A 12,748-nucleotide genomic window follows, 5' to 3' on the forward strand; every position below is an offset into this window, starting at 1 on the left:
ATGTTATACAAGGTTTTAGGCTTATCTTTAAACTTGATGTGTTTACTTATATTAAGTGAATGTTAATTTTGCTCTTTCTAATCTTAGCTTTGGTATAATCTCGTTGTCTTTTAATGCGCTTTGATATTAATAAATCTGAAAACATTAATTCTTCAAAAATAATTGTGCTTATGAAAACAAAATTTACTTTATTATTTGTGTTGCTGAACATGTTTTATTTTCAATTACAAGCTCAGGACAGAATAATTTCTGGAACCGTTACCTCGGAACCAGATGGAGTTAGTCTTCCTGGAGTTAATGTTCTGGTTAAAGGTACTTCAACTGGAACTATTACCGATTTTGATGGGAACTATTCTATTAGTGCAAGCGAAAACGATATCTTAATATTTAGTTTTTTAGGATTCGAAACCATTGAGGAAAGTGTTGGTGCACGTAATAATATAAACGTATTAATGGCTGAAAGCGCTTCTTCTTTAGGAGAGGTTGTACTGGTGGGGTATGGAAGTACTAGAAAACAAGATGTAACGGGTTCTATTACCAGAATAAATGCTGAAGAACTTCTAAAGCAACCAGCATTAACTCCAACTCAGTCTTTACAAGGTAAAGCTGCCGGAGTGCAAATTATTAGTTCTGGTGCTCCGGGTAGTTCTCCGGTTGTTCGTATACGTGGTACAGGTACTGTACAGGCGGGGCGTGATCCTATTTATGTAGTAGATGGAATAATTACAGATAGAATAGACAATATTAGCAGTGAAGATATTACTACAATAGATATACTTAAGGATGCATCTTCATTAGCCATTTATGGAACAAGAGGAGCTAATGGAGTTATTATTGTAACTACTAAGGCTGGAAAAATTGGTAAGATGCAAATCGATATATCTTCCTATTTTGGGGTTAAGGATGTATTGAGTAGTGTAGACATGGCGAATTCTAGCTCCTATGTAGATTTTACAAATCGTGCATTTGGATTTCAGCGATTTGACCAAGAACAACAATACGATACCGATTGGTATGATGAAATAACCCGAATAGGGACAGTTACCAATCATAACATTTCTGTAAGTGGTGGTACCGAAAAAATGACCTCTTACTTTAGTGCAAACTACTTCGAGGAAGAAGGAATTTTAATTGGAAACGATTATCGCAGACTTAACTTAAGAAGTAAGGCTACTTATAATTTGTCTTCTAAATTAAAGTTCGATCATAATATTTCTTTATCCCTTAATCGCTCGGTTCCAAAACCTTTTTCAACATTCACTACGGCATATAAACAATCTCCAATTGTACCTGTAAGATATATTGGAGGCTCTTTCGATGGAAGATTTGGAGTGCCATTCGATAATTCTGGAGCAAGATTTAATAATGTTGGAAATGCGGTTGCAGATCTAGTTTTGAATGATGAAAAAAGGAAGAACTTGGTTTTGCAAGGAAATGTTTCTGCAACCTATGACTTTACTGATTATTTATCTGGAACCACAAGATTTGGAATTGAGAGTGGATATGGTAAATCTTACACGTTCACTCCAAATTTAGAGCAATTCCTTGCAGGTGATCCCACCAGAGAAGTATCAGATTTTGATTCTCCAAATAGAAATACATTAAGAGTTAGAAAAGATGATTTTTACCACTGGGTATTCGATGCTTTTTTAACTTTTGATAAAAACTTTTCTGAAAAACATGGGGTTAAAGTAACTTTAGGTACTACTGCAGAAGAGGAACAAAACGATTTTTTAGAAGGTACACGAAATAACGTGCCAGAAGATTCAAATCTTTTCTCCTTAAACAATGGTGAGCAAGGAACAGACGTTGTAAGCAATGCTCTTTCAGATAAAAGAAGGTTGCGCTCTTATTTTGCACGTCTAAATTATGACTTCGATAATAAATACCTTTTAACAGCTACTATAAGACGAGATGGCTCCAGTGTCTTTGCAAACACAGATGAAAAATGGGGTAATTTCCCATCTGTTGGTCTTGGGTGGTTGATCTCTAATGAAGAGTTTCTAAATAATTCAAATTTCTTAAACACTCTTAAATTAAGAGCAAGTTGGGGACAATTGGGAAACCAAAATATTCCATTAAATGCGCTTACGTTCGATTCAAATTTAGGAACTGTTTTTGGGCCTGATCAAGTACTTGTTCCTGGTTCAACGATCACTGCAATTATAGATGAAAACGTTGGTTGGGAAGTAACTGAAGAATATGATATAGGAGTTGAGTTTTCCTTCTTAGATAATAGACTATCTGGGGAATTTGATTATTACGACAGATTAAACAAAAATGCAATTTTACCTATTAGTTTACCAGATGCTTTTGGGGCTTCTGGAATCACACTAACCCACGCTGGTAAGATTAGAAACAAAGGTTTAGAATTTGCCTTGAATTGGAATGACAAAATAAGTGATGACTTTAACTATCATATAAGTGGGAATATTACAACCAATGACAATAATCTGGAAGAGATCACTAACCCTTTTGCGTTTGAGCAACAAGGAGGAAGTATCGATAATGGACAAGTAACAAAACTCTTAAGAGTAGGACAGCCTCTAGGAAGTTTCTTTTTACTAGAAGTTGAAGGCTTTGATGAAAGAGGAGAATTTGTTTATAGAGATTTAAATAACGATGGTGAAATTGATAACGATGACCGTCAGTTCTTCGGATCAATTCAGCCGGATATATTCTATGGTATAAGTGGTGGTTTTGATTACAAAAACTGGGATTTTAATATAGAAGGTTATGGAAATGCTGGGAGTATGGTATATAATGGTAAAAAAGCCCAGCGTTTTGGAGGAGAAAATATTGAGGCAAGTGTCGCCAATAACATATTCAACTTTGATAATGGTTCTAACATGAACCCGGCGCCATCTAATGAAGTGTTGCCATCATCTACTTATTTCTTGGAAAGTGGAGATTTCTTCAGAATTAATAATATAACAGTTGGGTACACATTGCCAGATGTATTTACTGGAGTTGAAAAAATAAGGGTGTATGCTTTGGCACAAAACCCCTTTATCTTCAAGGAATTCACAGGATTTACACCAGAATTACCAGGAAATGGGGATCCATTAGCCAGCTCAGGAATTGAATTGAATGCATACCCATCTGTAAAGTCCTATATCGTAGGTGTGAATTTAAATTTTTAAAAAAATCTAGATATGAAAAATCCTTTTAATATAATTATTACAGGTTTAATATTCCTAACATTTGTATCCTGTGATGACAGTGATTTCTTAGATGTACAACCATCTAAGGAAACTCCCGAACAAGCTCTTTCAAGTCCTACCGCAGCTACAGAATTGGTTAATGCTATTTATAATAAATTATTAGACTCTAATGAAAGTGCTTTTTCATGGATTGGAGTAAGCAGCATTACCACAGATGATGCTGATAAAGGAAGTGATCCTGGAGATACAGGTGCAGATAAAGATCTTTTAGATGCACTAACTTTTACTTCTACCTCTATTTCTTTCAATGAAGTTTGGGAAGCAAACTATCAAGGTATAGCCAGAGCAAATCAAGCATTAAATTATCTTCCAGACTTGGATATAGATGAAGATCTTAGAGCAAGATTAATTGGAGAAAGTAAATTTTTAAGAGCTGAATATTATTTTAGATTGGTAAGAATGTTTGGGGGTGTTCCGTTAATAGAGGGAGTTCCTAATATTCAAAATCAAGATGATATTAATGCAGCAAACACAAAAGTTTCAAAAGAAGAGATATATGCTTTTATTACTGCAGATTTAAATGATGCGGTAGCAAGTTTACCAACTTCTTATTCTAATATAGATCTTGGAAGAGCAACTAAGGGTGCGGCTTTAACATCTTTGGCAAAAGTAAATATGTATCAGGGTAACTGGCAACAAGTTTACGATCTAACAAATGAGGTTATGGGTCTGGGTTATAGTCTAACGCCAGAATATGAAGACATTTGGAAAGAAATTGGAGAAAATAATTCTGAATCTATCTTTGAAATTCAAGGTAGAGGGGAAACACCTAACAAAGGAGTACAGGGGTACTTTGTAACTCAAGGTGCTAGAGGTGCCGGAGGTTGGGGTTGGGGTTTCAATACACCAACAGAAGATCTTACAAATTCTTATGAAGAGGGAGATAAAAGAAAAGATGCAACCATCATTTTTAGAGGTGAAACTCTTTGGGATGGATTGTTAGTTGCTGAGACAGTTTCCAATCCTAGATACAATCAAAAAGCATATGTAAGTAAAACCATGGAAACCTTTAATGGTGGAGATTGGGAGTCTAATAAGAATGTTAGAATTTTAAGATATGCAGAGGTGCTTTTAATGAATGCGGAAGCTGCTCTTAATGTTGGTGGAGATGCGAAAACTCCATTGAATTTAGTTAGAAATAGAGCAGGACTTGAAAGTTTGGACAATGTTACTATCATGGATATTTGGAAAGAGCGTAGATGGGAACTTGCTTTTGAACATGATAGATATTTTGATCTTGTGCGTCAAGGTAGGGCCGGACAAGTCTTACGTGCTCACGGAAAGAATTTTGTGGATGGGAAACATGAATTATTCCCAATTCCGCAAGCTCAAATCGATCTTAGTAAAGGTCAACTGATCCAGAACCCTGGATATTAATCAATATAAAATTTGAAAAACCTCAATCTCATAAAATACTTTTTCATGAAACACACCCAATTTATATTCACTCTTTTCTTTCTAGGAATTATTAGTTCAGGATTTATGTCCTGTTCCAGTAGTGAAGATAATAATGGGGATAAACCAATTCCAACAGATCCAAATCCAGAATTGCCACAGCAACTCACAGATGCCGAGCTAATGGATAAGGTGCAGGAACAAACTTTTAAATATTTTTGGGATTTTGGTCACCCCGTTAGTGGAATGGCTAGGGAAAGATCTGATGCTGCTGCCTATGGTGGAGAAAGTCCAAATATAGTTACCACAGGAGGTAGTGGTTTTGGCGTGATGGCAATTATTGTTGGGGTAGAAAGAAACTATATTTCCCGTGAGCAAGCTTTACAAAGAATGAATACGATTACCGATTTTATTTTGAGTGGAGATAGATTTCATGGTGCTTTGCCTCATTGGTATAATGGAAATACTGGAAAGGTTAGGCCTTTTTTTACTGAAGATAATGGGGGAGATCTTGTAGAAACTTCATTTATGATCCAAGGATTATTGACCGCCAGACAGTATTTTGATATGGACAATTCCGAAGAAAATGCATTGAGAGATAAAATCAATTCGATTTGGGATCAGGTAGAATGGGATTGGTATACCAATAATAAAAAATCCTTAACCTGGCACTGGTCTCCAGAATATGGCTTTGCTATTAACCATCAAATTAAGGGTTATAATGAAGCTCTTATCACTTACGTGTTAGCGGCCTCTTCCAGAACTCATGCAATTGATGCTGATGTTTACCATAATGGATGGACTTCTGGGAATGACTTTAACAACGGAAAATTATATTATCAGAAATGGCAACTGCCATTAGGTCCAGATTATGGTGGTCCACTGTTTTTTGCTCACTATTCATTTTTAGGATTGAATCCTGAAGGATTAACAGATACCTACGCCAATTATTGGGATCAAAATGTGAATCATACTCTTATAAACAGAGAGTATAGTATAAGAAACCCTCAAAGTTTTCAGGGTTATAGTGCATCTTCCTGGGGGTTAACAGCCAGTGATGATAATCAAGGTTATTCTGCTCATAGTCCTACCAACGATAACGGAACTATAACACCAACAGCAGCGCTTTCATCCATGCCTTATACTCCAAATGAGTCGTTACAAGCTCTTAGAAACTTCTATTATAATTATGACGGAAAGTTATGGGGTCAATATGGATTTTATGATGCGTTTAATAAATCTGCCAATTGGTATTCAAATCAGTACTTGGCTATAGATCAGGGACCAATAATAGTAATGATTGAAAATTATAGAACCGGCTTATTATGGGAGCTGTTTATGTCTAGCCCGGAAATAAAGCAAGGCTTAACAAAATTAGGTTTTACAAGTCCAAACATTTAATTCGTTTAAGATCGTGTAAAAGAGGTCTTGATAAATATAAAAAAGTATAACTAACTTAAATCGTGTTGAATAATGAAAACAATTAAACTATTCCTAAGTTATATATCGATAGGTTTATTGATGTTTATTTTCTCGTGTACTGAAGAAGATCAATTTTTTCCTTCAATAACATCTATTCCATGCGAGCAAACTAATGTAGTTGCAGACCCAAATATTATTTCAGATTTTCAATGCCAGGCTAATGTGGTTTTCGATGAGGTAGAGGCTGTGCTAAATCCAGATGAATCCGGAGCAAACACGAGTCGTTTTGTTGGGCAATATAATGACCCTTCGGCACCATGGGATGCTTTAATTGTAGATTATGGTACTTCTATAGATCTTTCTACATTCAATACATTTAAGATCAAAGTAAAAACGAGTGTTGCCGGAACCTTAAAGGCAAAATTAGAAGGAGGCGCTTCTCCTGGGAAAGAGGTAGATGCTAATATTACCAACACCTCTGGCTGGGTAGAATATACTTTTGATTTCAGCGATCAATTTAATCAGGATCATACAAAATTAGTATTATTCTTTAATGCTGGTGTAGAGAATGATGGTACAGATATTTATTATATAGATGATCTTAAATGGGTAACCACAGCAGATCCTTGTGCGGGAGTTGCAACCGATTTAAATGTCGTGAATGATTTCGATTGTCAAAAAAATCAAGAAGTTCCGGAAGTTGAGCTTACAGCAAATCCTTCAAAATCTGATGTTAACAACAGTAAATTTGTTGGTAAATATATAGATGAAGTTGGAGCATGGGATGCTGTAATTATAGATTATGGTGAAGCAATAGATCTTACAACACATAATGTCTTCAAAATAAAAGTATGGGCTCCAGTGGAAGGAATTCTTAAAGCCAAGTTAGAAGGTGGGACTTCCGCAGGAATAGAAAAAGATGCTACAATAACCAAGACAGGAGAATGGGTGGAATATTCTTACGATTTTAGTGATCAAGCTTTAGAGAATCATACTAAAATAGTGCTGTTCTTCAATGCTGGAGTAGAGACAGATGGGACTCAGGTTTATTTTATAGATGCTCTAAAATTCGCGGAACTTTCTGATGCCTGTAATGGAGTTACCCCAGATCTTAGTATCATAAATGACTTTAATTGTCAGCAAAATACTACGATACCAGGATTTATTTCGACTTCAATAGTTGAAAATCCAATGGAGGGAGATGCCAATCCTAGTGATTTGGTGTTAGAAGTTATAGATAATGGAACAGAGGCTTATGATGCTTTGATCTTTGAATCTACTCAATCTTTTGACCTTTCAACTAAAAATTATTTCAAGATCAAGGTGCTTGCTGAAAGAGCTGTGCCATTATTAGTAAAACTTGAAGGTGGTACTTCTCCAGTAAAAGAGGTTTTTGCTGATATAGATGTAGTTGGGGAATGGGCAGAATATACTGTAGATTTCACAGACCAAGTTGGCTCAGATCATAAAAAAGTGGTCTTATTCTTTAATGGAGGACAAAATGATGGAACACCAACAGACAAATATTATATAGATGATCTAAGATTTGCAGCTTTTGATCCTTGTGATGGGGTTGCAAGCAATATGGATATCGTAAATGATTTTGAATGCCAGCAGAACTACGAGATCACGTGCTGTGTAACTACAGAAATTGTAGCTAATCCTAATGTGAGCGGTGTAAATACAAGTAGTACTGTTTTAAAAGTAACAGACAACGGGCTAGAAGCTTATGATGCCTTGGTCTTTGATAGAGGAGGAGTAATAGATCTGGGTACTAAAAACAAGCTGAAGATCAAGATTCTTTCAACTAGAGCTGTACCGTTATTAGCTAAACTAGAAGGCGGTTCATCTACACCTAAAGAGATATTCATAGATATTACTGTAGTTGACGAGTGGACAGAATATACCGTTGACTTTAGTGATCAGGCTGGAGAAAATCATCAAAAAATCGTGTTGTTCTTTAATGGAGGACAGAGTGATGGTACTGCGGCAGACATTTATTTTATAGATGATATTAAGTGGGAATAATTTGATAGATCCTCTAAGGATCATCACTACACATTTCACTAAAATTTAATTTACTTTTTTGAATTAGCTAAATATGTTGCACTTCCAAGATGGGAGGGCAACATATTTTAAACTAATTGATGCAATTTCATAATATGAAAATTTTCAAATTCCTTTTATCGGCAACAATAATCTTTAGCATTTCATGTAAGAATACGGAAACTGATAAAGATGAAAGTGATTTAATCGCTAAAAACGAGCAGTTTGAAAAGCTGGAAGGTGAGGCTTTATTGGATGCCGTTGAAAGTCAGACTCTAAAATATTTTTGGGATTATGCTGAACCTAATTCGGGAATGGCGAGAGAACGTTATCATCCAGATGGTAATTATCCTCAGAATGATAAGAATATAGTTACTACAGGAGGTACTGGTTTCGGATTAATGGCTTTGATCGCAGGGATAGACAGAAATTATATTCCAAGGGAGGAAGCAGTTAATAGACTAGATAAAATAGCTGATTTTCTTGCAAGCGCAGATAGATATCATGGAGCTTGGTCTCACTGGATAGACGGGGAAACAGGAAAAACCAAAGCTTTTGGCAAAAAGGATAATGGTGGGGATTTAGTGGAGACCTCATTTTTAGCTCAAGGTTTTATAGTCACTAGAGAATATCTTAAAGATGGAAATGAGCAAGAGAAACTTGTGGCAGCAAAGTACGATGAACTTTGGAAAGGTATAGATTGGAAATGGTACACTAATAATAAAGAGGTTTTGTATTGGCATTGGTCTCCAGATTACAATTGGGAAATGAATTTCCCGTTGGAAGGCTACAACGAAACTCTTATTACCTATATCATGGCAGCAGCATCTCCTACACATGCTATTTCTCCTGTCGCCTATCATAAAGGATGGGCGCGAAGTGGAAACATCAGAAGTGATAAAACAAAATTTGAATTGCCTCTTATACTTCAGCATAACGGAGCTACAGAATATGGAGGGCCGTTGTTCTGGGCTCATTATTCTTATTTAGGTTTGAATCCTAAAGGACTTTCAGATCAATATGCAGATTACTGGGATTTGAATGTGAACCATTCAAAAATAGACTATTTGTATTGTGTTGAAAATCCTAAGAATTTTGAAGGTTACGGCAAAAATGTCTGGGGTTTAACTGCCAGTTATACAAAGAATCAAGATAATACTATAGGTTACACTGCTCATTCCCCTACGAATGACAGTGGTGTAATCTCACCTACAGCAGCCATCAGTTCTATTCCTTATACTCCTGAAGAATCTTTAAGAGCAATGAGCTATTTCTATAACGATCTTCATGAGCTTACTTGGGGACCAGCCGGTTTTTATGATGCCTTTAGTTTGGAAGGTGAAGACTGGGTAGCACCCAGATATTTAGCGATAGACCAAGGACCAATGTTGGTAATGATAGAGAATTATAGGTCAGGGCTTATTTGGGACCTGTTTATGGGCGCCGATGAGGTGAAGCTAGGATTGGATAAATTAGGATTTAAATATTAAGAATATCAATATGAAAAAATATTTGCTTTTACTTTTTATGCTTAGTGTTTGTTCATCATCATTTTCCCAAGTCTCGGAACATACTTTTGATGAAAAAGTGGAAATTCCGGCAAAGCTGGATTATGTTCTATACACTCCAGAAGGGTATGAGGATTCTAAAGAAGACTTTCCTCTAATCGTCTTTCTTCATGGAGCCGGAGAACGAGGTGGAGACCTTTCCCGTGTGGGTATTCATGGACCACTTAAATACATAAGAGAAGGAAATGCCATTAATGCGGTAATACTTGCACCCCATTGTCCTGAAGGGACTTATTGGCAGCCAGAACAGGTTGCAGGATTAGTTAAAAAAGTGATTACTGAGAACAATATAGATGAAAAACGAGTATATCTCACAGGATTGAGCATGGGAGGATATGGAGTGTGGGCAACAGGAGGAGAGCATCCGGAAATATTTGCAGCAATGGCACCAATTTGTGGTGCAATTTATAGACCTATCTATAGAAATGCTTTTCATTTAAAAGAAATGCCAATATGGGTCTTTCATGGAGCATTAGATAATGTAGTGTTGCCTGAGAATAGCAATAAGATGGTAAAAGCACTTAAGGATATAGGGAACGATGTTAAGTATACCATTTATCCCTTTGCCAACCATAATAGCTGGGAAGAGACTTACAATAATCCGGAGTTTTATAAGTGGTTATTAGCACAGAAAAAAGAGAACTGATGAAATGTGATTTTCAAAACTTAGCCTTAATTCCAATCTCAATTTAGATGAGCTTTGAAAAATTTGAAGAGAGTTATAATAAATAGAAAAATGATTTACCAAAAGAATATTATTCCCATGTTAAAAAAGAAACTGATTTTACTTGCAATTTTTAGTAGTTCCTTCGCTATAAATGCTCAAGATAAGACTACTATAGATTATTCAGCATTTAAAGCAGATAAGGTCAAAATGGATCAAAAAATAGATTCACTGCTCTCTGTAATGACTTTAGAAGAGAAGTTGGGCCAGCTAAATTTACCTTCTTCCGGGGATATTACAACCGGTCAGTCCAAAAGTTCTGATGTTGCTAAAAAAATAAAAGAAGGAAAAATAGGGGGCTTATTTAATATTAAATCTGTCGAAAAAATAAAAGAAGTTCAAAGGATAGCAGTAGAGGAAAGTCGACTTAAAATTCCATTGATATTTGGAATGGATGTGATCCATGGTTACGAAACCACATTTCCTATTCCTTTAGGATTGTCAACTTCCTGGGACATGCCTTTAATACAAGAAACAGCAAGAATTGCCGCGCAAGAAGCAAGTGCCGATGGGATTAACTGGACTTTTTCCCCAATGGTAGATATTTCTAGAGATCCAAGATGGGGACGCGTTTCTGAAGGGAATGGAGAAGATCCTTATTTGGGAGGTGAAATTGCAAAAGCTATGGTGCGTGGGTATCAAGGCGATGATCTTGGCAAGAATAATACGATTCTTTCAACGGTTAAACATTTTGCCTTGTATGGAGCTTCCGAAGCTGGAAGAGATTACAATACCGTAGACATGAGTAGAATACGAATGTATAACGACTATTTCCCACCCTACAAAGCTGCCATAGATGCTGGAGTAGGTTCAGTTATGGCTTCATTTAATGAAGTAGACGGTATTCCTGCAACAGGGAATAAATGGTTGCTTACAGATGTTTTAAGGGATCAGTGGAATTTTTCTGGTTTCTTGGTGACGGATTATACAGGTATCAATGAAATGATAGATCATGGTATGGGAGATCTTCAAACAGTTTCGGCTTTGGCCTTGAATGCAGGTGTAGATATGGATATGGTGGGAGAAGGATTTGTTTCAACTTTAAAAAAATCATTAGAGGAAGATAAAGTTTCTCTTCAGAAAATAGATGCTTCAGTAAGACGGATATTAGAAGCGAAATATGAATTAGGCTTATTTCAAGATCCTTACAGATATACTGATGTGAATAGAGCAAAGTCAGAAATATTTACTTCAGAAAATAGAGCTTTCGCTAGAAAAGTAGCTGCTCAATCTATGGTGTTGTTAAAAAATGAGAATAATCTTTTACCGATTAAAAAAACTTCTACCATTGCAGTTATTGGTCCATTGGCAAATACCAGTGAGAATATGGCTGGTACCTGGAGTGTGGCAACCCCTCAGGATAAATCTATTTCTGTGCTTGAGGGAATTAAAGAAGTATTAGGAACTTCTGGTTCGGTGTTATATGCAAAAGGAAGTAATCTCTCTTACGATAAAGGATTGGAAGAACGGGGAACTATGTTTGGTAAGGAGATCCCTAGAGATGGCAGATCTGATGAAGCTCTTCTAAATGAAGCATTAATAATTGCTTCTAAAGCAGATGTTATTGTTGCAGCGATAGGAGAGTCTGCAGAACTCAGCGGGGAAAGCAGTAGCCGTACAAATATTTCTATTCCACAGGTTCAAAAAGATCTACTTCAAGCCTTGCTGAAAACAGGAAAACCTGTGATCTTAGTTTTATTTAATGGGCGCCCATTAGTTCTTACAGAAGAAAATGAAACTGTACCTGCGATCCTGGATGTTTGGTTTGCCGGAACTGAAGCAGGTTATGCTATTGCAGATGTGTTGTTTGGAGATGTAAACCCTTCAGCAAAGATCACTGCAACATTTCCTAGAAGTGTAGGTCAGATCCCAATTTATTACAGTCATAAAAACACAGGTAGACCCCTTGCAAATTCTGAAGGGAAATTTGAAAAATTCCGTTCTAATTATATAGATGAACGCAACGAACCATTGTATCCTTTTGGTTACGGGTTAAGTTATACCAACTTTAAATATAATAATTTGAAATTAAGCTCAGAGCAGCTTAAGGAGAATGAATCTTTAGAGGTTTCTGTGACAGTTCAAAACAACGGAAATTATGATGGTAAAGAAATTGTGCAATTGTACATACGAGATTTGGTAGGATCTGTAACCAGACCTGTTAAACAGTTAAAGGGTTTTCAAAAGATATTCTTGAAAAAAGGAGAGATTAAAACTGTGACTTTTAAATTAACTGTAGAAGATCTGAAATTCTATAATTATGATTTGGATTTTGTTGCGGAGCCTGGAGATTTTGAAATCTTTGTAGGTACTAATTCCGAAGAAAACTTAAAGTCTAAATTTGAACTTGTTAAATAATAGGTTCGAAT

The 12,748-nt window shown here is 36.1% G+C and carries 7 protein-coding genes; all 7 read left to right on the plus strand.

What is annotated here, in order from left to right; genetic code table 11:
* Positions 1-170 precede the first annotated feature (170 nt).
* The 7 genes from BC962_RS04055 (at position 171) to bglX (ending at position 12,737) form a co-directional block, all read left to right on the plus strand.
* Positions 171-3,143 (plus strand): SusC/RagA family TonB-linked outer membrane protein, encoded by a 2,973-nt coding sequence (locus tag BC962_RS04055; RefSeq protein WP_183075440.1) that lies wholly within the window; start codon positions 171-173, stop codon positions 3,141-3,143.
* 12 nt (positions 3,144-3,155) lie between these two features.
* Positions 3,156-4,601 (plus strand): RagB/SusD family nutrient uptake outer membrane protein, encoded by a 1,446-nt coding sequence (locus BC962_RS04060; RefSeq protein WP_121344606.1) that lies wholly within the window; start codon positions 3,156-3,158, stop codon positions 4,599-4,601.
* Positions 4,602-4,646: 45 nt separating this feature from the next.
* A complete protein-coding gene (locus BC962_RS04065; protein WP_220660178.1) occupies positions 4,647-6,020 on the plus strand; it encodes a glucoamylase family protein in 1,374 nt (457 codons plus the stop codon).
* Between the two features lie 72 nt (positions 6,021-6,092).
* The gene (locus tag BC962_RS04070) at positions 6,093-8,069 is read left to right on the plus strand and encodes a hypothetical protein (RefSeq protein WP_147405613.1); all 1,977 of its coding nucleotides are present in this window, start codon (positions 6,093-6,095) and stop codon (positions 8,067-8,069) included.
* A gap of 134 nt (positions 8,070-8,203) precedes the next feature.
* Positions 8,204-9,577, plus strand: coding sequence for a glucoamylase family protein (locus BC962_RS04075; protein WP_121344608.1), 1,374 nt, complete (start codon positions 8,204-8,206; stop codon positions 9,575-9,577).
* A gap of 10 nt (positions 9,578-9,587) precedes the next feature.
* Complete coding sequence (locus BC962_RS04080) at positions 9,588-10,301, plus strand: carboxylesterase family protein (protein WP_121344609.1); 714 nt, start codon at positions 9,588-9,590, stop codon at positions 10,299-10,301.
* 90 nt (positions 10,302-10,391) lie between these two features.
* Positions 10,392-12,737 carry a beta-glucosidase BglX gene (bglX, locus tag BC962_RS04085; RefSeq protein ID WP_245984011.1) on the plus strand — a complete coding sequence of 782 codons (2,346 nt, stop codon included), beginning with the start codon at positions 10,392-10,394 and terminating at the stop codon, positions 12,735-12,737.
* Positions 12,738-12,748 lie beyond the last annotated feature (11 nt).

Source organism: Gillisia mitskevichiae (assembly GCF_003634585.1).
In the GTDB taxonomy this organism is placed as follows: domain Bacteria; phylum Bacteroidota; class Bacteroidia; order Flavobacteriales; family Flavobacteriaceae; genus Gillisia; species Gillisia mitskevichiae.